The 18974-nt window shown below is 66.5% G+C and carries 21 protein-coding genes; 12 read left to right on the forward strand and 9 right to left on the reverse strand.

From position 1 onward, the window contains the following. Nucleotides 1-5: 5 nt before the first annotated feature. Together QF050_RS04415 and QF050_RS04420 are read left to right on the forward strand one after the other, a co-directional pair. A complete protein-coding gene (locus QF050_RS04415; protein ID WP_308929337.1) occupies nucleotides 6-749 on the forward strand; it encodes an IclR family transcriptional regulator in 744 nt (247 codons plus the stop codon). A gap of 126 nt (nucleotides 750-875) precedes the next feature. Further along, entirely contained in the window at nucleotides 876-2063 is a 1188-nt protein-coding gene (locus QF050_RS04420) for a 4-hydroxybenzoate 3-monooxygenase (RefSeq protein ID WP_308929338.1), read from the forward strand. Between the two features lie 37 nt (nucleotides 2064-2100). On the opposite strand, the gene QF050_RS04425 is transcribed toward QF050_RS04420, so the two are convergent. Next, complete coding sequence (locus QF050_RS04425) at nucleotides 2101-2640, reverse strand: TetR family transcriptional regulator (protein WP_308929339.1); 540 nt, start codon at nucleotides 2638-2640, stop codon at nucleotides 2101-2103. 55 nt (nucleotides 2641-2695) lie between these two features. Between QF050_RS04425 and QF050_RS04430 the strand changes: the two genes are divergently transcribed. Further along, nucleotides 2696-3748: an FAD-dependent monooxygenase gene (locus QF050_RS04430; RefSeq protein WP_308929340.1), complete on the forward strand. Its 1053-nt coding sequence runs from the start codon at nucleotides 2696-2698 to the stop codon at nucleotides 3746-3748. Here QF050_RS04430 and QF050_RS04435 read toward each other — a convergent pair. After that, nucleotides 3711-4145 (reverse strand): hotdog domain-containing protein, encoded by a 435-nt coding sequence (locus QF050_RS04435; RefSeq protein ID WP_308929341.1) that lies wholly within the window; start codon nucleotides 4143-4145, stop codon nucleotides 3711-3713. The two genes, QF050_RS04430 and QF050_RS04435, sit on opposite strands and share 38 nt — an antisense overlap. Nucleotides 4146-4215: 70 nt before the next feature. After that, nucleotides 4216-4719, reverse strand: coding sequence for a GNAT family N-acetyltransferase (locus QF050_RS04440; protein WP_308929342.1), 504 nt, complete (start codon nucleotides 4717-4719; stop codon nucleotides 4216-4218). A 155-nt stretch (nucleotides 4720-4874) separates the two neighbouring features. Between QF050_RS04440 and QF050_RS04445 the strand changes: the two genes are divergently transcribed. Both QF050_RS04445 and QF050_RS04450 read left to right on the forward strand, forming a co-directional pair. After that, complete coding sequence (locus tag QF050_RS04445; RefSeq protein ID WP_308929343.1) at nucleotides 4875-5390, forward strand: MarR family transcriptional regulator; 516 nt, start codon at nucleotides 4875-4877, stop codon at nucleotides 5388-5390. 417 nt (nucleotides 5391-5807) lie between these two features. Then, nucleotides 5808-6740 (forward strand): serine/threonine-protein kinase, encoded by a 933-nt coding sequence (locus tag QF050_RS04450; RefSeq protein ID WP_308929344.1) that lies wholly within the window; start codon nucleotides 5808-5810, stop codon nucleotides 6738-6740. On the opposite strand, the gene QF050_RS04455 is transcribed toward QF050_RS04450, so the two are convergent. Together QF050_RS04455 and purB are read right to left on the reverse strand one after the other, a co-directional pair. After that, on the reverse strand, nucleotides 6737-7414 hold the full coding sequence (locus tag QF050_RS04455) for a histidine phosphatase family protein (protein ID WP_308929345.1): 678 nt from the start codon (nucleotides 7412-7414) through the stop codon (nucleotides 6737-6739). The genes QF050_RS04450 and QF050_RS04455 overlap by 4 nt on opposite strands. A gap of 139 nt (nucleotides 7415-7553) precedes the next feature. Then, the gene (gene purB, locus QF050_RS04460) at nucleotides 7554-8996 is read right to left on the reverse strand and encodes an adenylosuccinate lyase (RefSeq protein ID WP_308929346.1); all 1443 of its coding nucleotides are present in this window, start codon (nucleotides 8994-8996) and stop codon (nucleotides 7554-7556) included. A 168-nt stretch (nucleotides 8997-9164) separates the two neighbouring features. On the opposite strand from purB, the gene QF050_RS04465 reads away from it, so the two are divergent. Next, nucleotides 9165-9467 (forward strand): hypothetical protein, encoded by a 303-nt coding sequence (locus tag QF050_RS04465; protein WP_308929347.1) that lies wholly within the window; start codon nucleotides 9165-9167, stop codon nucleotides 9465-9467. Further along, nucleotides 9467-10813, forward strand: coding sequence for a hypothetical protein (locus QF050_RS04470; protein WP_308929348.1), 1347 nt, complete (start codon nucleotides 9467-9469; stop codon nucleotides 10811-10813). Before QF050_RS04465 ends, QF050_RS04470 begins: the two co-directional genes overlap by 1 nt. A 19-nt stretch (nucleotides 10814-10832) precedes the next feature. Here the strand turns inward: QF050_RS04470 and QF050_RS04475 are convergent, their stop codons facing one another. After that, a complete protein-coding gene (locus QF050_RS04475; protein WP_308929349.1) occupies nucleotides 10833-11732 on the reverse strand; it encodes a hypothetical protein in 900 nt (299 codons plus the stop codon). A gap of 195 nt (nucleotides 11733-11927) precedes the next feature. Next, nucleotides 11928-12353, reverse strand: a complete 426-nt coding sequence (locus QF050_RS04480; protein ID WP_308929350.1) for a phage holin family protein — start codon at nucleotides 12351-12353, stop codon at nucleotides 11928-11930. A gap of 104 nt (nucleotides 12354-12457) precedes the next feature. Here QF050_RS04480 and QF050_RS04485 point away from each other — a divergent pair, with 104 nt between their 5' ends. The 5 genes from QF050_RS04485 (at nucleotide 12458) to QF050_RS04505 (ending at nucleotide 18031) form a co-directional block, all read left to right on the forward strand. Then, the gene (locus tag QF050_RS04485; RefSeq protein ID WP_308929351.1) at nucleotides 12458-13576 is read left to right on the forward strand and encodes a histidinol-phosphate transaminase; all 1119 of its coding nucleotides are present in this window, start codon (nucleotides 12458-12460) and stop codon (nucleotides 13574-13576) included. A 150-nt stretch (nucleotides 13577-13726) separates the two neighbouring features. Further along, nucleotides 13727-14959, forward strand: coding sequence for a pyruvate dehydrogenase (acetyl-transferring) E1 component subunit alpha (gene pdhA, locus QF050_RS04490; RefSeq protein WP_308929352.1), 1233 nt, complete (start codon nucleotides 13727-13729; stop codon nucleotides 14957-14959). After that, a complete protein-coding gene (locus tag QF050_RS04495) occupies nucleotides 14959-15939 on the forward strand; it encodes an alpha-ketoacid dehydrogenase subunit beta (RefSeq protein ID WP_308929353.1) in 981 nt (326 codons plus the stop codon). Before pdhA ends, QF050_RS04495 begins: the two co-directional genes overlap by 1 nt. A 7-nt stretch (nucleotides 15940-15946) precedes the next feature. Then, nucleotides 15947-17410: a 2-oxo acid dehydrogenase subunit E2 gene (locus QF050_RS04500; protein WP_308929354.1), complete on the forward strand. Its 1464-nt coding sequence runs from the start codon at nucleotides 15947-15949 to the stop codon at nucleotides 17408-17410. 3 nt (nucleotides 17411-17413) lie between these two features. Next, nucleotides 17414-18031: a phosphatase PAP2 family protein gene (locus QF050_RS04505; protein WP_308929355.1), complete on the forward strand. Its 618-nt coding sequence runs from the start codon at nucleotides 17414-17416 to the stop codon at nucleotides 18029-18031. A gap of 19 nt (nucleotides 18032-18050) precedes the next feature. On the opposite strand, the gene QF050_RS04510 is transcribed toward QF050_RS04505, so the two are convergent. Both QF050_RS04510 and QF050_RS04515 read right to left on the reverse strand, forming a co-directional pair. Then, nucleotides 18051-18386 carry a hypothetical protein gene (locus tag QF050_RS04510; protein WP_308929356.1) on the reverse strand — a complete coding sequence of 112 codons (336 nt, stop codon included), beginning with the start codon at nucleotides 18384-18386 and terminating at the stop codon, nucleotides 18051-18053. Between the two features lie 158 nt (nucleotides 18387-18544). Further along, nucleotides 18545-18973 (reverse strand): universal stress protein, encoded by a 429-nt coding sequence (locus tag QF050_RS04515; RefSeq protein ID WP_308929357.1) that lies wholly within the window; start codon nucleotides 18971-18973, stop codon nucleotides 18545-18547. Nucleotide 18974: the final 1 nt, after the last annotated feature.

The following is an 18974-nucleotide window of genomic DNA, read 5'->3' on the forward strand; positions in this document are numbered from 1 at the left end:
TGGCGGTGGCGAACTCGAGCTCCGGCGACTCCGTGGTGGACCGGATCGTGCGGCTGATCTCCGCCTTCCCCCAGGACGTCAATGCCCTCCAGTTGTCTGACCTTGCTGAGCGGGCAGGCCTTCCGCTCACCACCACCCACCGGCTGGTGGGCCAGCTCGCAAGTCACGGACTGCTGGAAACCGCCCCGGGTGGAATGATCCGGCCGGGGCTCCGGCTCTGGGAACTGGTGAACCGTGCCTCGCCCGCCCTGGCGCTCCGCCAGGCCGCCATGCCGTTCATGGAGGACATCCAGCAGGTGCTGAACCAGAACGTCAACCTGGCAGTACTCGACGGCTGGGAAGCGCTTTTCGTGGAGCGACTGTCCCGGCGGGGCTCCGTGGCCAACCGGGCGCAGGTGGCGGGCAGGATGCCCATACATATCTCGTCCGCCGGTCTGGCGCTGATGGCCCACCAGGACAAGGCGCTGCAGGCCAGGTACCTCGCGGGGTTCACGGACCCGGACGGCAAACTCACAGCGGACGATGTTCGGACGCTGCTGGCCGAGACATCCCATCAAGGCTACGCGCAGCTGAAGGGTGTGGTGGATGCGGGTACCTGGGGGATCGCGGTGCCCGTGCTGGACCGCCGGAAGCGGGCGGTGGCTTCGCTGGGCGTGGTGGTTCCCCTGCGGGACATGCGCCTGCAGGCACTGGTGCCGGCACTGCAAACGGCGGCCCGGGGCATCGCCCGCGGCCTGCAGCGAGCCTGAGTCCGCTCACGCGCAAATTCTGTTGAACGGAATGACTGTAACGCCCGTCACTCCTGCGGGCCCACACTGAAGGCCAGGCAACCACTCCGTCCCCTCCCGGGACCCGCAACGAAGCGAGAAGCAGTCATGGCACGAAAAATCATCACCACCCAAGTAGCCATCATGGGCGGCGGCCCGGCAGGCCTCATGCTCTCGCACCTGCTGGCCACGGCCGGAATCGAGTCCACGGTGATCGAGGTCCGCAGCCACGAGGAAATTTCGCATACGGTGCGCGCAGGCATCCTGGAGCACGGAACTGTGAACCTGCTCGTGGACAGCGGGGTCTCAGACCGGGTGCTGCGCGACGGCGACCGACATGACGGCATCGAGCTGCGGTTCAACGGCGAGAGCCGCCGCGTCGATTTCAAGGACCTGGTGGGGGAGTCAGTGTGGCTCTACCCGCAGACGGACGTGTTCCTGGACCTGGCCGCCCGCAGGAAGCACGACGGCGGTGACGTCCGCTACAGCGTAAGCGACACGTCGGTCCACGACCTGGAGGGCAAGCCGAAGGTCTGGTTCACCGATTCCGAGGGTGTGGAGTTCGAGATCCAGGCCGATTTCCTGGTGGGTGCGGACGGCTCGCGCAGCCACTGCCGCTTCCAGATCCCCGAGGCGCACCGCAAGTGGTACTTCCACGAATACCCCTTCGCCTGGTTTGGCATCCTAACCGAAGCGCCGCGCAGTTCCGATGAACTGATCTACGCCAACTCCGCCAACGGGTTCGCCCTGATCAGCCAGCGCACCGAAACCGTCCAGAGGATGTACTTCCAGTGCGACCCCAAGGAGAACGTGGCGGAGTGGGATGACGACCGGATCTGGGCCGAATTCCGCAGCCGGGTCAACGGCAACGGGTTTGAACTCAAGGAGGGGCCGGTCCTGGAGAAGATGGTGCTGCCGTTCCGCAGCTTCGTTCACACCCCCATGCGTCACGGCAACCTGTTCCTCGCCGGGGATGCCGCGCACACCGTGCCGCCCACGGGGGCGAAAGGGCTGAACCTGGCCATTAATGACGTGAAGGTCCTCTTCGAGGGACTGGACAGCAACTACAACTCCGGCTCGGGCCGCCTGCTGGACACCTATAGCGACCGTGCCCTGGACCGGGTGTGGAAGGCGCAGCAGTTCTCTTACTGGATGACCACCATGCTGCACACCCCCGCGGACGCCGACGACTTCTCCCGCGCCCGCCAGCTTGGCGAACTGAATTCGGTGGTCTCGTCCCGGCATGGCATGGCGTACCTGGCCGAGGCATATACGGGCTGGCCCACGGCCTCCTAAGGGTTCAGGAGTACGACGGCGGCCTGCCGGGCACGCTTCACGGGGCGAGCAGGCGTCGGATCGCCGCTGCGGTTGCGGCCGGGTCCGGCTGCTGGTCCCGCCGAACGGTGAGCAGGTGCAACAACAGGCCGTCAGCGTAGTCAGCCACGTCCCGGGCCCGCGCCGCCGGGTCCGCCACCCCCAAACCATCCAGGGCCTGCTCCAGGCCGGCCAGCAGGAGGTAGTGGCCGGCGGTCACTGCCTCCGGGCGGTCCAGAGACAGGGCCATCCGCGCCCGGGTGAGGCCCGCGTGCTGCCGGGCCAGGGCGAGCACCACGGCGGCCAATTGGCCGGCCAGTTCCGGGATGCCCGACGGCGGTCCGGCCGGGCCGGCGCCCTGGAGCAGCCCGGAATCAAGCTGCAGCAGGCGGCCCAGTACCGCGTCGACGAGGGTCGCGCGGCTCCGGAAGTAATTGGACGTGGTGCCCTCCGGCAGGCCGGCCGCAGCGTCCACGGCACGGTGCGTGAGGCCTTTCATTCCCTTGTCCGCCACCACCCCGAGGGCGGCGTCCATCAGTTCCGTGCGGCGGTCAGGCATGCGCCCAGTGTAAGTGCCCCTTCCATGCCACTACAAAAGTAGTAGAATTGGCCGCATGGAAGCAATCTCCATCGTCGGCGGCGGCATCGCGGGCCTGGCCTTGGCGGCCTGCCTGGACCCGTCCCGTTTCGAGGTGTCGATCTACGAGAAGCGCCCCGAACTGCCCACTGTGGGCACCGTGCTGGCCATGTGGCCCAATGCGCAGCGTGCACTGGCGCGGGTGGGTGTCCTGGCCGGTGCGCGTACTGTGAGCCCCGTGCTGGGGAGCGGGTCCATCCGCAATGCCGCCGGTAAGCCCTGGATCACCGTCCGCGGCGGGGAGTTGTTCGGGATTTCCCGGGTGGACCTGTTGCGGCTGTTGGACGGGGCCGTGCCCGGAACCGTCCGGAGGGTGGCCGCCCATGTACGGGAATTGCCCGGAGGTGCCGGGCTGCTGGTGGGGGCCGACGGCGTGCACAGCGTTGTCCGCCGCGAGGTTTGGGGGACTGCAACGGATGCCAGGCTGACCTCTGCCCTCGCCGTCCGCGGCACCATCCCTTCCCCGGTCCACGCCGACGAGGTTGGGGAGTATTGGGGGCGGGGAGACCTGTTCGGCATTGCGGCCGCCCCTGGCGGAACCAACTGGTACGGGAGCTGGCGATCGGAGCTTGGCCCTGCCGGGATAGCCGTGGAAGAGGCGCTGGCGCAGGCGCGCCGGCGTTTCGCGAGTCACGCTCCCGCCATCCGGGAGGTACTCGCAACTGCCAGTCCGGAGCTTTCCCTGGCCCAGCGGATCTGGACTACTCCCCCACTGCGGTCCTATGTCCGCGGTGGGGCGGTACTCGTGGGGGACGCGGCCCATGCCATGACGCCCAACCTCGGCCGCGGTGCCTGCGAATCGCTGGTGGACGCCGTGGTCCTGGCCGACCTGCTGAACAGCCTTCCCCGGGAAAAAGCGCTCGCCGCCTACAACCGGCAGCGCCGGCTGCGGACCCGCGCCCTCAGCTTGGGATCCGCGGCGATGATGAAGGTGGCGTTGGCGGAGGGTGCCCAGCCCCTCCGTGACCGCCTGCTCAACCTCGCCCCGCTGCTCAGTCCTGCTGCAGCGTCTCCGTCAGGTGGTGGGTAGGGATCCGGTCCCGGTCGTAAGTGATCTCGGTGTAACCGTGCGGTTCCGGCTTGCCGGCGGCGTCCAGGTTTACGAAGACGATTTCCTCGATGGTGAGGATGCTTTGCCTGGTAATCATGTTGCGGACCTCGGCCCGCATGGTCAGCGAAGTCCGGCCGAAACGGGTGGCCGTCAGGCCCATTTCGATGAGGTCTCCCTGCACCGCCGAGCTGACGAAGTTGATCTCGGAGATGTACTTGGTGACAGCGCGGCCGTTTCCCAGCTGGAGGATTGCGTAGATCGCGGCTTCTTCGTCGATCCACTTCAGCAGGCTCCCGCCAAACAGCGTTCCGTTGGCGTTGAGGTCCTCCGGCCTGACCCACTTGCGGGTGCGGAACGTGATGTCTGCTGTTTCCATAGGCTGAGGTTAGCCCAACGCACCTCGGGCCCTCCCACTGTGACGGGCCCGGCCGCGGGACCGTCCGGGCCTATGCCATGGCCGTATGGGCGGCGCTGCGCGCATTGATGCTCTTGGCGTAGCAGTACGAGTGTTGCACCCCGATGTACGGCCCAAAATTCGGGATCGCATCAAAGCCGGAATTCTCGTAGAAGTTCCTGCCGTCGGGCTGGGCGGATCCGGCTTCCGCCTTGATGCGGGTGATGCCCTGACTGAAGGCCTCTGCTTCAAGGGCTGCCAGGATGGAGCTGGCCACGCCTGAACCCCGCGTATAAGGCAGGACGTAGAGCCGCTTGATCTCCGCCGTTGCCCCGTCCAGCAGGCGCAGCCCCCCGCAGCCCACGGGCTGGCCCGAGCCCTTGTCGTACGCCACCAGGAAGACAGCGCAGTCGGCGCCCGACGGTGGCGGGCCGGGTTCGTGGTCCGGCCGGCCAAAGCGGGCGTCGAGTTCGGCCTGCTGGGCGCGGCGAAGATCGGCGCCCACAGGGTTGGACCAGGAGACCTGCCGGATGTTCAGCCTGGGGTTTGTCTGCATATCTGCCTCGATTCGCCGGAGGGGTATGCCTGACAAGGCTAGGTGCCGGGGATTACGCGGGTGTTTCCTGGCGGTAAGCACCTGGATAACGCCGGGTCGCGGCCCGCAGGCAAGTTGCTTGGCAGGCTAGTTATCAGGTGGTCTAAACTGATTTTATGGTTTCTACGGGCAACGAGGGCTCTGGCTACTGGTATGGACCCGATGGGCAGCTGGACAACAGCGCAGCGGTGTTGAAGTCGCTCCGGGACTACCGGTCGGCCGAGACGGAAATCCGCCGCACCACCAGGGACTCCATGGGTATGGGCGAAACGGACATCCTCGCCTTGCGGTACCTGCTGCGGGAGCAGGCATCCGGCAAAAAAGTGGTTCCCAAGGACCTTAGCCAGTTCCTCAACATCACCAGCGCCTCCACCACGTCATTGATTGACCGACTGGTCGCCAGCGGCCACGTCCGGCGTGAACCCCACCCCACTGACCGGCGCTCCGTGGTGGTCATCGCCACTGGAGAGTCGGACAAAGAAGTCCGCGAAACGCTGGGGGCAATGCATCGGCGGATGATGTCCGTCACGGAAAGCCTTACTGCCGAGGAAGCCCGCATTGTGGTTGATTTCCTGCAGCGGATGACACAAGCCCTCGCTTCGCACGACGGGGAAGAGAAAAAGATTAGCTAGGTGGACTAGCTAGATGGCCTAGTTATATGTAAGCTTACGATTGTTCCCCGAAGCTGCTTCCCCAACGGAGTCGTGAGTGAGTTGGTTACTTTCACCGAAGTTTCACCGCCTGATCCGGGCGACGGCATGGCTGTCCTGACCAGCCCCCTCCTGCTTCGACCATCCCTTGGACGGTAATTCCGCGCCGCAGGGAAAGTCTGCGGTCCACTGTGGGACGGCAATGCGGCTGGTCACTCCCGCTCTGGGGCCCGTTGGCGCCAGCTACACGTTCGCGCCAGCCGAAGCCAACGGCATTGAACTTCCGCCCGTGTGGCGCTGCGGCTGCGGATTCCAGCTTGATGCGTGGCCTGCGAACGGCGCCCGCATGCGCTCGGCGGGCGATTCCCGCCAGGGATCCACCCCAGCTGCCCTCCCGGCATGACCGCCGTCGGGACGGTGATGCCCGCGGCAGTTCTGCAGCCTGTAGGTCCTGCCGAAGGCGTGGTGCTGGCCGGCCGATACCGGCTTGGAGAGCGGCTCGGCCGCGGATCTGCCGCCGAAGTTTTCCGTGCCGTCGACCTGGCAGGCGGCCCCGATGCCGCCGTTAAGATCGCCACGGCTGACCACAGGAAACACCAACAGCGGATCCACAACGAAGCAGCAGTCCTGGCAGGGCTGGACCACCCCTCCATCGTGAGGTTTATCGCCGGCGGCGTCATGCCTGCCGGTGGCCCCTCCGCCGGGCATGCCTTCCTGATCGAAGAACTGGCTCTCGGGGCAAGCCTCGCGGAAGCCATCCGCATGCAGGGCCCGCGGCCGGCGGACGTAGCCGTGTGGGCGCGTGGCCTCTTCGGCGCGCTGGCGCACCTTCATTCCAGGGGCCTGGTGCACCGTGACATCAAACCGGCCAACCTGATGCTGAGCGGCCTGCGGCGAAGCCCGGTCCGCATCATCGACTTTGGAATCACTGCGGCTGCGGGGTCTGCCCCCGATCCGGGGATCTCCTCGGGCACAGTGCATTACATGAGTCCGGAGCAGGCATCCGGCCAGGTGACGGACCCGTCGTGGGACGTCTACGCCATGGGATTGGTCCTGCTGGAGCTCCTCACCGGAACCAAGGCGTTTCCGGGGACGGCCATCGAGTCACTCGTGGCCCGGACCCTGCGGCCCCCGAAGATCCCTGACCACCTGGGCGACTGGGGAGTCCTGTTGCGCGCGCTGACCGCGATGGACGCCGCGGAAAGGCCGACGGCGGCGGACGCCGCCGCGATGGCGGCGCGGCTTGTGCCCGCGGTCCCGCGGGACAGCCAGGGCGGCCCGTGCAGGACGCGGCGGATCTTCCCTGGCCGCCGGCACCGGCAGCAGCTTTAGGGAGCCGTGACGTCCCGGCCGGTCGGATCCCCGGCGGTCGGGTCGGCCAAGGCAAGGCCGCCCACCGGGCTGCCATCCCAGTGGATCAGGTTCCAGCCCGCTTCCAGGCTCCCTTCCACCGCCACGATTCCGGTGTTCGCCAGGATATGCCGTGCAGCGAACTCGTGGCCTGCGCCTTGGGCCCGCATCCCGGCCCAAGTACGGATGGCGGCGCCGTGGCTGACCACAGCCGCCGTGCCGTGCTGATCGCGCACCGCGCGCTCCACCACGTTCGCGATCGCGGCGTCGAAACGCTCGAAGAAGGCGTGGCCGTCCGGCCCTGCCGGCATGCGCTGGTCCAGGTCGCCGGCGGCCCACGAGATGACCGTCCCCATGTAGCGCTTGTGGGATTCGTGGTCCGTGAGCTTCTCCAGGGAGCCTGCCTCGATTTCGTGCAGGCCGTCCAGGATCTCGATATCAAGGGAATGCAGCCGGGCCAGCGGGGCCGCAGTGATCTGCGTCCTGATCAGGGTGGAGGCGTACAGTGCCCCGATGCTCTCGTTGGCCAGTGCCCGTGCCATGGCCTCAGCCTGGCGTTCACCCAGCTCGGTCAACCCGGGGCCCGGGTGGTCGGTGTCCAGTTGGCCCAGGACGTTCCCGGGAGTTTCGCCATGTCGGATCAGGAGCAGCCTCATGATTCCAGTTTCCCACCCGATCGGACGCCGGCTCACACGCACCGCAACGGCAGGCAGGGCACACCGCGGGATACAAGGAAGGCGCCGGACCCTCCCGGGCCCGGCGCCGTCGTCGTACGTTCCTGCCCTGCTGCGGGCTTTACTTCAGGTGGTCCACCAGCTGGTCCGCGATGCCGGTGTACTTGCCGGGCGTCAGGGCCAGGAGCCGGGCCTCGGCTTCGGGGGACAGGCCCAGGCCCTGCACGAATTCCTGCATGCGGGCGGCGTCCACGCGGTGGCCGCGGGTGAGGTCCTTCAGCCGTTCGTACGGGTTCTCCATGCCTTCGACGCCGGCGATCGCCTCGGCGCGCATCACCATCTGGATGGCCTCGCCCAGGACCTCCCAGTTGGTGTCCAGGTCACCGGCCAGCACGTCCTCGGCAACGTCCAGGCGCTCCAGGCCCTTGGCAACGTTCGAGATAGCCAGCAGGGAGTGGCCAAAGGCGACGCCGATGTTGCGCTGGCTGGAGGAATCGGTGAGGTCGCGCTGCCAGCGGGAAGTGACCAGGGTGGAGCCCAGGACGTCCAGCAGGCCGGAGGAGATCTCCAGGTTGGCCTCGGCGTTTTCGAACCGGATGGGATTGACCTTGTGCGGCATGGTGGAGGAGCCCGTGGCGCCGGCGACGGGGATCTGCGCGAAGTAGCCGATGGAGATGTAGCTCCAGATGTCCGTGCAGACGTTGTGCAGGATCCGGTTGAAGCGGGCGACGTCGGCGTACAGCTCGGCCTGCCAGTCGTGGCTTTCGATCTGGGTGGTCAGGGGGTTCCAGGTGAGGCCCAGCCCCTCGACGAACGACTTGGAGACCTGCTGCCAGTCAGCACCCGGAACGGAGGCCACGTGGGCGGCGTACGTGCCGGTGGCGCCGTTGATCTTGCCCAGGTATTCGGTCTTGGCGATCCGGTCCAGCTGGCGGGTCAGGCGGTGGGCGATGACCGCCAGTTCCTTGCCCAGGGTGGTGGGAGTGGCAGGCTGGCCGTGCGTGCGTGACAGCATGGGCACCGCGCGGTTCTCCTCGGCCATCGTGCTGATCTCCGCCACGAGCTTGCGGGCGGCGGGCAGCCACACGTCCTCCACAGCACCTTTGACGCCGAGGGCGTAGGACAGGTTGTTGATGTCCTCGGAGGTGCAGCCGAAGTGGACCATGGCGGTCAGGTTTTCGATGCCGACGGCGGGCAGGCGGCGCCCGATGTAGTACTCCACAGCCTTCACGTCGTGGACCGTGACGGCCTCTATTTCGGCGAGCTCCGCCACGGAGGCAGCATCGAATTCAGTGACAATCGCCCGGAGCTGGTCCTGCTGTTCGGTGCTCAGCGGGCCGGCGCCGGGAAGGACGTTGTTGCTGGTCAGGTGGATGAGCCATTCCACTTCAACGGCCACACGGTCCCGGTTCAGTGCCGCCTCGGACAGGTAATCGACCAGGGGCGCGACGGCGGGCTGGTAGCGGCCGTCGAGGGGTCCGAGCGCGATTTTTTCCGGCGACGCGGCGAGGGCCAGGCGTCCTGAGGGCGTACGGGTGTCAGCTGTGGCGGCAGTTTCAGGCATGTGCTGATTCTTTCACGAAGTCAGGCGGCGCCTTAAGCGGGCATCCCACGTTACTTTTCCACATAGCCGACGGCGGCGCTTACCGGCCGCGGGCGGGGTCCCTAGCGTTGGGATGGCAGGTGGCGAGGCGCGGGTATCAACAGCCCGGAAGGCAGGGCAGGAGTGGGCATGGGGAATGATCTGGCGGACGGGATCTGGGGCAGCGGGCAGCGCTCCAGCAGTGAAGTCCAAGAGCTGGCCAGAAGAGTGGCACATTGTGCCGACAGGACGGAAGAGGTCCTCGCCGGATTCCATGACATCCAGCTGTCAGACTGGGAATCACCGGCCGGTAAGGCATATCGCGATTCCGTCAGCCTTCAGGCCGTGGCGGTGCGAAGGACACTTGACCGGCTGCGGGAGGCCTCCGCCGCCGTAGCTGCCCATGCACTTGCAACCCTGACTTCCGAGTGTTCGCCGGACAGCCGCTTCTGATGGCCGACACAACGCCGGCCGGGTCGGGAGGCCCTATCCATGTGTCGCCCCCGCCCCCCGACGGCATCCTGGAGATCTCTGGAGGCGTGGGTGGCATTACTGTCCAGTTGGAGGAGCTCGATGCAGGCGCCGTCAAGCTCGATGGGTTGGCCGACAGGCTCGCCACCATCGAGATGGAGCTTTTCAACACGTGGCAGCAGCTCGGTGCTTACCAAGACCAGCCGCGCGTCACGGGGACCGCTGCACTAATTGCCGTTGGCGACGCACGCGACGATGTCCAAAAAGTGCGCATGGAACTCCAGCGCACCAGCAGCCAGGTCCGCAGCTGCAGGCGTGAGTACGAATTTGCCGAAACTACTGCGCGCACCTTGTGGATGCTGCGCCTGTCCGAACCGGGGGTTGAACTCCAGAAACACGTCGACTTCTGGCGCACGGGGTTCCTCAACGGCGACGCCACCGAGACGCTCGTGGCAAATGCGGCCGCAGTCCTGCCTGCGATCACACCAGGGGTTCAATGGGCCGTCCCCGCGCTGCATACCGGGACGGTCGTCGCCACGCCGGAAGAAAGCATGAGCATCGATCTCGATGCCACGCCGGCAGGGCTGTTGGACCGGGTCAGGCTGCTGGAGGAACGGGGCAGCGGCTTCATCGAAGTAATTGAGGTGGATAACAACGGGGCGAAAGCGTACGTGGTGATCATTCCCGGCACCCAGGTTCACGACCAAGACAGCGGAACCAATCCTTTCGATCTTGGCGGCATCGTCGACGGGATGGGCAACAATTCTGCGCAGGTAAATGCCGCCGTCCTCCAATCGCTGCGGGCCGCCGGAGCGCAACCGGGGGCGGACGTAGTGGGAGTGGGCTACAGCCAGGGCGGAATTCACGCCATGAACCTGGCGGCAGACGAGAGGTTCCGGAAGGAGTACCACATGAAGTACGTGCTAACGGCTGGATCGCCAATCTCGCGCATCACGCCTCCCCCCGAGGTCAGCAGCCTTCACTTGGAGCACCGCATGGACTGGGTGCCGGGCAGCGATGGCCTTGCCAACCCGGACACCCGCAACCAGGTCACAGTCACCATGACCAACGACCTCTACGTTCGCGGCGGAGAAGACGCCGGGCTCGGACCGGGCCACAACCTCAGCGGCTATGAAGAGGCCGCCCGGCTCGTGGGTACCAGCAAGGACCCCTCTCTTGCACAGTCCGCGGCCGTCCTCGGCGGCGTATTGGGTGCCGGCGGCGTTGCCACTGCCACGCGATTTTCCTTGGCGAAAACTCCGCCGCCCCCTCCACCCATGGAGCGCAGGGACCCCTTCTCTGGGCGCCCGCAACGGGGTGCCAAGTAGGAAGCGCGGCAAGACAGGCTCACGAGATCTGGGCTGCGTGCATTTCAGCGTAGGCGTCGAGCGGGGCGGGCTCCGGCGGCGGGGGAGGGAGCGGCGCCGCAGGTGGCGGGGCGGCGGGGCACCGGTAGTTGTAGTCGAGGTCCCCGTCAGTAAACTGGGTCAGGGCTACCATCCCGCCGGGCGTGAGCGGAGCGGCCCCGCATAGCTCCTGCGCTGTGGAGGTGGATTCCGCACCCGCCAGCCAGCTTCTTAGTCCGGAGAGGTTGGTTCCGGGAGTGACTCCGCCGGCGATTTCGCCGAATTGATAGGCCGTGGAGTAGATCCCGACCTCCGCGCCCGTGCTCTCCAGGTAGGCGGCCATGCCTTCCAGCTCGGCTGCGTTGGCGGCCTTGTCCCAGAGCCAGCTGTTTCCGGTTTCGACATCCAGCCACCACACGCGCCGCACCGCGCCGTCGCCCGCATCCTTTAGGATCACCACATCGTTGAAGGCCATGGCGTACCCGTGGACGTAGGCGCAGGCCGGGGAAGCCGTGCCGTCGCACAATCCGTAGGGGTTGCCCACGTCGGTGCCCAGGTACGTGTTGCCCGCCGGCCACCACAGGGATTCCACCGGCCCGGTTGCGGCGGTGTTCACGTACACCGCCGCCGGAGTTCCCGCCGCGGCATCGGAGGTGCGGTCCGCCCAGGCCAACTGGGCGGACAGGCATGGATTGACTGTGTCCGGCCGTCCGCCGTTCACCCCCACAAGCGCGAACGCCGGCGGTGCGGGAAGGCCGCCGCCGCATTGGGGCCAAGAGATGTCGTTGCCGAGCACAGCCCCGTCGCCAGGCGCCGGCCCTGCTGCGACTGCCCCGTGAGCCGGGCTCGCCTGCCAGGCGAAAAGCACGCAGGCGGCAACCAGGATCCTTATCGCCTTCATTGATGGCCCCCGTTCCAGGAACTGACAGCAACGGGCCGTTCGGCGGCCCAACTGGCAGCAGCCTAGGAGGCCGCGTTCCGCGGGTCATGGGTGGCCGGTACTGCAGTTTCAGGAGGGTTTAGGGGAAGCGCACCTGCCGTGTACTTGTTTTGGGGCGTACCCCTACTTGGGACGGCAGGTCCCGGACGGCCCGGCTCAGCGCCGGGCGCCTGGCAGGATGCCCGCCACCATGGAGACCAGGGAGATGATGATCGCAGCCAGCACCGCAGTCCAGAAGAAGGAGTCAATGGTGAGGTGCACGGGGGTGTAACTGCTGATCCAGGCCGTCAGGTAGAGCATGGCGGCATTAATGACGATGGCGAAAAGGCCAAGTGTCAGGATGGTGATAGGCAGGGCCAGGAGCCTTACCAGTGGCCGCACAAAGGCGTTGACCACCCCGAAGATGAGGCCGATGAAGAGATAGGCCAGGACAATCCCGATGGTGCCGGTATCCTGCGATATCCCGGACCTTGCCACCGCATCCGATGCTGCGGTGCTTGCGATGTCCATTCCCGGCAGGATCCAACTGGCCACCCAGAGAGCTGCGGCGTTGACGATGACCCGAGGAATGAATGAACCCATGCCACCATGCTTCCACATGGCCCCGCGCGGTGGCTTGGGGAGAAGCCGGGATTTTGGAGTTTGCCTCCCGGGTGCCTCCGGCGGCCGCGAAGTAGGCTGGAACCATGACCTCATCTGAGACCAGGGCAGGCGGAATCGCGCCGCGCCCGGTGCTGGACCGGCTGCCCCGTTACGCCGCAGGAAAACCTCCCGCCGCCGTCAGCGGACTGGCCAGTTACAAGTTGTCATCCAACGAGAACCCGCTGCCGCCGATTCCTGCGGTGCTGGAGGCCATCGCCCGGCAGGATGACTTCAACCGGTACCCGGATCCGCTGAGCAGCAAGTTGCGGGCTGCGCTCGCCGGGTTCCTTGGCGTGCCGGCCGAGGACATTGTGACCGGTGCGGGAAGCCTGGGGGCCCTGAGCCAGATCCTCGCGGCCTTCGCCGGCCAGAATGAGGACGGCAAGGCCGATGAAGTGATTTATGCTTGGCGGTCCTTTGAGGCTTACCCCATCAGTGTCGGCCTTGCCGGTGCGGAAAGTGTGCGTATCCCCGTACTGCCGGACGGCCGGCATGACCTGGAAGCCATGGCGGCTGCAGTCACCGTCCGCACCAGGATCATCCTTCTCTGTACGCCGAACAACCCCACCGGCCCTGCCCTTACGGCAGCAGAAACCGAGGCCTTCATCCGGTCCGTCCCTGCCGATGTGGTGGTGGTGATCGACGAGGCCTACCAGGAGTTCGTCAGGGCGGCAGACGCCGTGGACGGGATTGACCTCTACCGGAAATACCCCAACGTCGTCGTGCTCCGGACGTTCTCCAAGGCGCACGGCCTGGCAGGGCTCCGCGTGGGCTACAGTGTGTCCCATCCCGAACTGACCCAGTACCTTCGCATCGCCGCAACCCCGTTTGCGGTGTCCCAAATTGCGGAGCGGGCGGCAATTGTTTCGCTCGAGAACTACGGCCAGGTTGTGGAAAGGGTACAAAAGCTTGTCGATGAGAGGGCACGCGTCACTGCCGGCCTGCGGGATCTCGGCTGGGATATCCCCGACGCGCAGGGCAACTTTGTGTGGCTCGCCCTTGGCACCGAAAGTACCGCGTTTGCGGAGCTGGCGGGGACACGCGCCCTCTCCGTGCGGGCGTTTCCCGGCGAAGGTGTGAGGGTAAGTATCGGGGAGGCCGAAGCCAACGCGCGTTTTCTCCAGTTGTGTGCCGACTATACAAAGGCACCAGCCAGTTCCTAGCACTTAACAAGTAGCCCTTCCGCTACTTACCGAAGATAAAGTTAGGATCAGTAAGCCAATGTATATGCCGCAAGCGGAATGTATTCCCTTTGCGGCATATATCCCAGCGACATTTGCATTGCATCCGGATGCGGCAAGCAAGGAGACGGTATGGGCACTCATCTGCCTTCCACCGAGTTCGACGGAACAGCGGTAGACGACCAGCGGGAAGCTGATGCTGAAGCTGTCTTGGGCGAGCCCGCGGCCCACATGGTGCAGCTGCTAGGCCCCGATGGAAAGCTGGGCGCCGATCCGGTGTTCAGCAACTACGCGGACAAGCTCACCCCGGAGGCGCTGCGCGGCCTTTACGCCGACATGGCCGCGATCCGCCGGTTCGACGTCGAAGCCACCGCCCTCCAGCGCCAGGGTCAGCTGGCATTGTGGGTGCCGCTCACGGGCCAGGAGGCCGCGCAGATCGGCTCGGGCCGTGCCAGCCAGCCACAGGACTACATCTTCCCCACGTACCGTGAGCACGGCGTCGCGTTAACCCGCAACGTGGACCTTGCCGAGCTCCTGCGCCAGTTCCGCGGAGTCTCCAACGGCGGCTGGAACCCCAAGGACACCAACTTCCACCTGTACACGCTGGTCCTGGCTGCGCAGACCCTCCATGCAGTGGGCTATGCGATGGGAATCCAACGCGACCAGAAGCTCGCCGCCGCAACCGGTGCTGCCGGCAAGGAACCTGATGCCGCCGTCATCGCCTACTTCGGCGACGGCGCCAGCTCCGAAGGCGACGTCCACGAGTCCATGGTGTTCGCCTCCTCCTACAACGCTCCGGTGGTGTTTTTCTGCCAGAACAACCACTGGGCCATCTCCGTGCCCAGCAACGTGCAGACGCGGGTTCCGCTCTCCAACCGGGCCAAGGGCTACGGCTTCCCGGGCATCCGGGTGGATGGCAATGACGTAATCGCCGTGCACGCTGTCACCGAGTGGGCGCTGGAGCACGCCCGCCGAGGCAAGGGTCCGGTCCTGATCGAGGCTTTCACGTACCGGGTGGGGGCGCACACCACCGCCGACGATCCCACCAAGTACCGTGAGTCGGCCGAAGAGGATGCGTGGCGTGCCAAGGATCCCCTGGCACGGCTCGAGAAGTACCTGAGTGCCGAAGGCCTCGCGGACGACGCCTTCTTCGCCAAGGTCAAGGCCGACGGCGACGAGCTCGCCGCCTACGTCCGGCGCACCGCCCACGACCTCGAGGACCCGGACATCCGGCAGTCGTTCGCCAACGTCTACGCCGAGGCGCACCCGCTGGTGGCCGAGGAACTGGCGTGGTTCGAGGAATACAGCGCAGGATTCGCCGGCGAGGAAGAGTCCGCCGGGCAGGCAGCAAAGGCAGGCCACTGATGACCACCATGACCATCGCGAAGGCCATCAATGAAGGCCTCCGAGCCACGCTGGCGGCCAACCCCAAATCGCTGCTGATGGGCGAGGACATCGGCCCCCTGGGCGGCGTATACCGGGTAACGGACGGGCTGATTGGCGAATTCGGCCCCGACCGGGTCGTCGACACCCCGCTTGCTGAGTCCGGAATCATCGGCACCGCGATCGGTCTGGCCCTGCGCGGGTACAGCCCGGTGTGCGAGATCCAATTCGACGGGTTCGTCTTCCCCGGCTTCAACCAGATCACCACCCAGCTGGCCAAAATCCATTCGCGCAGTAGCGGCAACCTCAGCGTGCCGGTCGTCATCCGGATCCCGTACGGCGGCGGCATCGGGTCCATCGAGCACCACTCCGAATCCCCTGAAGCCCTGTTCGCGCACACGGCCGGCCTGCGCATCATCACCCCGTCCAACCCGCATGACGCCTACTGGATGATCCAGCAGGCCGTGGAGTGCAAGGACCCGGTGATCATCTTCGAACCCAAGCGGCGCTACTGGCTCAAGGGCGACGTTGACGTCCAGGGTCCCGGCCCCTCGGAAGACCCCTTCAAGGCCCACGTCCTGCGGGAGGGAACCGACGCCACCGTAGTGGCCTACGGCCCCCTGGTGCCCGTGGCCCTGGCCGCCGCGAATGCCGCGGAGGAAGACGGCCGGAGCCTTGAGGTCATTGACCTCCGGTCCATCTCCCCGATCGACTTCGACACCGTCACCGCCTCCGTCCGGAAGACCGGGCGGCTGATCGTGGCCCACGAGGCCCCCACGTTCGGCGGAGTGGGCGGCGAGATTGCCGCCAGGATCAGCGAGCGGGCGTTCCACTCCCTCGAGGCGCCGGTGATCCGCGTCGGCGGATTCCACATGCCCTACCCCGTTGCCAAGGTGGAGGAAGACTACCTTCCGGACATCGACCGCATCCTGGAGGCGCTGGACCGCGCCCTCTCCTACTGAGGACACCATGACCCTTAACAAGTTCAACCTGCCCGACGTCGGCGAGGGCCTCACCGAGGCTGAAATCGTCTCCTGGAAGGTCAAGCCGGGCGACGCCGTCGCCATCAACGACGTTATCTGCGAGATCGAAACCGCAAAGTCGATCGTGGAGCTGCCGTCCCCCTTTGCCGGGACCGTCAGTGAGCTGTTGGTGGCGGAGGGTGTGACCGTCGACGTCGGCACCGCCATCATCAGTGTCAGCGACGAAGTTTCCGGTGATCCCACTCCTGCCGACGTCCGCGCGCCGGATGCCCCGGTGCAGCCGCTGTACGGCAAGCTCCCGGAGGATACGGCAGAGGAGCCGACGGCGGCCGGCAGCGGGGGCGCCCCGGCGAACGCGCCGTTGGTGGGTTCCGGACCCAAGGCCGACGCCGTCAAACGGCGTCCCCGTAAGAACTCACCGGCCGCTGCCGTGACGCTCAATGCTCCAGAGGTTGAGCCTGTGCAGCCGCGGACCCCCGCCGAGGTGTCCGCCAACGAACCCGCCGCCGGCGACAACCGTCCCACCCTTGGCGGCACCATCACGGGCCTGGTCAACCGGGTCCTGGCCAAGCCGCCGGTCCGCAAGATCGCCCGCGACCTCGGCATTGACCTTGCGGATGTGGTGGCCACCGGTTCCCGCGGCGAGGTCACGCGCGAGGACCTCGTCAGCTACCAGTCGCAGCGCGATGCCGAACTGGACAAGGCTGATGGCTTCTGGGGCAAGGCCGGCAAGCCGCAGGACCAGCGCGTGGAGCGTATCCCGGTCAAGGGCGTCCGCAAGGCCACGGCCAAGGCGATGGTGGAATCGGCCTTCGCCGCCCCGCACGTCAGCATCTTCGTGGACGTCGACGCCAGCCGCACCATGGAGTTCGTCAAGCGGCTCAAGGCTTCCCGGGACTTCGAGGGCATCAAGGTCTCCCCGCTGCTCATCCTGGCCAAGGCGGTCATCTGGGCGGCCGCCCGGAACCCCAGCGTAAATGCGTCGTGGGTGGACAACGAAGACTCCGACACGGCTGAAATCCATGTCAAGCACTTCATGAACCTGGGCATTGCCGCCGCCACCCCGCGGGGTTTGATGGTGCCGAACATCAAGAACGCCCAGGATCTGTCCCTGAAGGAGCTGGCCCTGGCGCTGAACAACCTGGCCACCACGGCCCGGGCAGGGAAAACCCAGCCCGCGCAGATGCAGGGCGGCACGCTCACCGTCACCAACATCGGCGCCCTGGGCATCGACACGGGAACGCCCATCATCAATCCGGGCGAAGTTGCCATCGTCGCGTTCGGCACTATCAAGCAAAAGCCCTGGGTCCTGGACGGCGAGGTGATTCCGCGCTGGATCACCACACTGGGCGGATCCTTCGACCACCGCGTGGTGGATGGTGATTTGTCCGCCCGCTTCATGGCCGACGTCGCGGCCATCCTGGAAGAGCCCGCGCTCCTCCTGGACTAGGCCGTGCCCGTCAAGACCGTGTCGCTGCGGACTAAGAACCGCGCGGCCGCCTGGGTGACGGAGGTGTTCCAGCCTCCGGTGGTGGTCAGCATCCAGCTGTTGATCAGCCCGTTGGCCGAGCCAGGATTTCCCGGAACCATCGGCTACGGCGCACTCGCGGCCATGTTTGTCTGCGTGCTCCCGCTCATCGTGCTGCTGGTCCTGGTCCGGCTGGGAAAGGTCACGGACCACCACGTGAGCGACCGGAAGCAGCGCGCGCCCGTGCTCCTGATGGCACTGGCGTGCATTGCCGTCGGACTGCTGGTGCTGGCCGCGGCAGGCGCGCCGCAAAGCGTGGTTGCCATGGTCCTGGCAGTGGTGGGCGGCGTAACGGTGCTGGCCGCGGTCAGCCCGTTCTGGAAAATGAGCGGCCATGCCGCTGCCGTGTCCTGCGCCGCCGTCGTATCGGTGTTGATGCTCGGTGCCGCGTGGGCGCCGCTGCTGGTCCTGGTTCCGGCGGTCTGCTGGTCACGGGTTGTGCTGCGGGCCCATACCGTGGCCCAGGTGGTGGCCGGTGCGCTCTTCGGCGGAGTGGTGATGGCCGGTATCTGGTGGCTGCTGCGGGGCTGGCTGGTGGGCTGAAGGCTCCGGCGGCAGGGTCCTAGTAGGCGGCGTAGGCCGTGAAGGCTTCGAGCACGGCCGGGTCAGCGGTAGTGCCCAGGACAACGGTGGCGGCCGTCATCAGGCCTCCCAACAGGGCGGCTGCACCAGCCCACGCGCTGAGGAGCTTCCAGTCATCGCGCAGGACGCTCCGCACGGTCTGGGGCAGCTGCAGTCCGGGGGCGATCAGGTTGGGCGCGCTGTCCAGGCTGCCGTCGTCAAGCAGTGCCACCACCCTGCCGTTGCTGTGGTCCACGCGCATGGAGCAGATGTGGTTCCCGTGGCGGGCCAGGAGGATGTCGTGGCCGACGAGCTGACGGCGCTGCAGAGTAATCAAGGGGAGGCCTTTGCTGGAGGTGGATCGGAGGTGTCCACGCCTTTGGGGGCCTATCCAATTTTATCGTTGCAGACCGCGCCGCACCGCCGTTTCAGCGGTGAGAACGGACACCCCCCGCAGCGATGTCCGCCACCACGGGGAGTGTCCGCCGTTACGCTTTAGTCGGCGTCGTAGGTGTTGGCGATGTAGACATCGCAGGGTGCGTTGTGCGCCACGCTGTTGGCCACGCTGCCAAGGACCCGGCCGATTCCGTGCATCCGCCGGTTTCCCACCACAATCATGCGCGCATCCACGCGCAGGGCTTCCTTGATGAGGGCGTCTGCGGGCCGTCCGCGTGCCGCCGAGTACGTCACCGTGATATCCCGGCCCAGGGATTCTGCCACGGTCCGGGCAACCTGCTCTGCGGCATCGGCGTCGGACACGATCCAGCGGTCGCTGCCGCTGCCGAACACCTCGGTGCGGTCGCTGTCGAAGGCCGACACCACGTGCAGTGAGGCGCCGAGGGCCGCGGCCAGGTCCTTTGCCGACTCGGCCGCTTTCTTTGCCGTTGCGCTGCCGTCAACCCCTACAACGATGATTCCACCCATG

The organism is Arthrobacter sp. SLBN-112, from assembly GCF_030944625.1.
Lineage (GTDB): Bacteria > Actinomycetota > Actinomycetes > Actinomycetales > Micrococcaceae > Arthrobacter.

What these genes read in the sequence shown, in the direction of transcription:
- QF050_RS04420 (WP_308929338.1), top strand. Translation starts at nt 876, where the DNA reads ATGGCACGAAAAATCATCACCACCCAAGTAGCCATCATGGGCGGCGGC.
- QF050_RS04425 (WP_308929339.1), bottom strand. Translation starts at nt 2,640, where the DNA reads ATGCCTGACCGCCGCACGGAACTGATGGACGCCGCCCTCGGGGTGGTG.
- QF050_RS04430 (WP_308929340.1), top strand. Translation starts at nt 2,696, where the DNA reads ATGGAAGCAATCTCCATCGTCGGCGGCGGCATCGCGGGCCTGGCCTTG.
- QF050_RS04435 (WP_308929341.1), bottom strand. Translation starts at nt 4,145, where the DNA reads ATGGAAACAGCAGACATCACGTTCCGCACCCGCAAGTGGGTCAGGCCG.
- QF050_RS04440 (WP_308929342.1), bottom strand. Translation starts at nt 4,719, where the DNA reads ATGCAGACAAACCCCAGGCTGAACATCCGGCAGGTCTCCTGGTCCAAC.
- QF050_RS04445 (WP_308929343.1), top strand. Translation starts at nt 4,875, where the DNA reads ATGGTTTCTACGGGCAACGAGGGCTCTGGCTACTGGTATGGACCCGAT.
- QF050_RS04450 (WP_308929344.1), top strand. Translation starts at nt 5,808, where the DNA reads ATGACCGCCGTCGGGACGGTGATGCCCGCGGCAGTTCTGCAGCCTGTA.
- QF050_RS04455 (WP_308929345.1), bottom strand. Translation starts at nt 7,414, where the DNA reads ATGAGGCTGCTCCTGATCCGACATGGCGAAACTCCCGGGAACGTCCTG.
- purB (WP_308929346.1), bottom strand. Translation starts at nt 8,996, where the DNA reads ATGCCTGAAACTGCCGCCACAGCTGACACCCGTACGCCCTCAGGACGC.
- QF050_RS04465 (WP_308929347.1), top strand. Translation starts at nt 9,165, where the DNA reads ATGGGGAATGATCTGGCGGACGGGATCTGGGGCAGCGGGCAGCGCTCC.
- QF050_RS04470 (WP_308929348.1), top strand. Translation starts at nt 9,467, where the DNA reads ATGGCCGACACAACGCCGGCCGGGTCGGGAGGCCCTATCCATGTGTCG.
- QF050_RS04475 (WP_308929349.1), bottom strand. Translation starts at nt 11,732, where the DNA reads ATGAAGGCGATAAGGATCCTGGTTGCCGCCTGCGTGCTTTTCGCCTGG.
- QF050_RS04480 (WP_308929350.1), bottom strand. Translation starts at nt 12,353, where the DNA reads ATGGGTTCATTCATTCCTCGGGTCATCGTCAACGCCGCAGCTCTCTGG.
- QF050_RS04485 (WP_308929351.1), top strand. Translation starts at nt 12,458, where the DNA reads ATGACCTCATCTGAGACCAGGGCAGGCGGAATCGCGCCGCGCCCGGTG.
- pdhA (WP_308929352.1), top strand. Translation starts at nt 13,727, where the DNA reads ATGGGCACTCATCTGCCTTCCACCGAGTTCGACGGAACAGCGGTAGAC.
- QF050_RS04495 (WP_308929353.1), top strand. Translation starts at nt 14,959, where the DNA reads ATGACCACCATGACCATCGCGAAGGCCATCAATGAAGGCCTCCGAGCC.
- QF050_RS04500 (WP_308929354.1), top strand. Translation starts at nt 15,947, where the DNA reads ATGACCCTTAACAAGTTCAACCTGCCCGACGTCGGCGAGGGCCTCACC.
- QF050_RS04515 (WP_308929357.1), bottom strand. Translation starts at nt 18,973, where the DNA reads ATGGGTGGAATCATCGTTGTAGGGGTTGACGGCAGCGCAACGGCAAAG.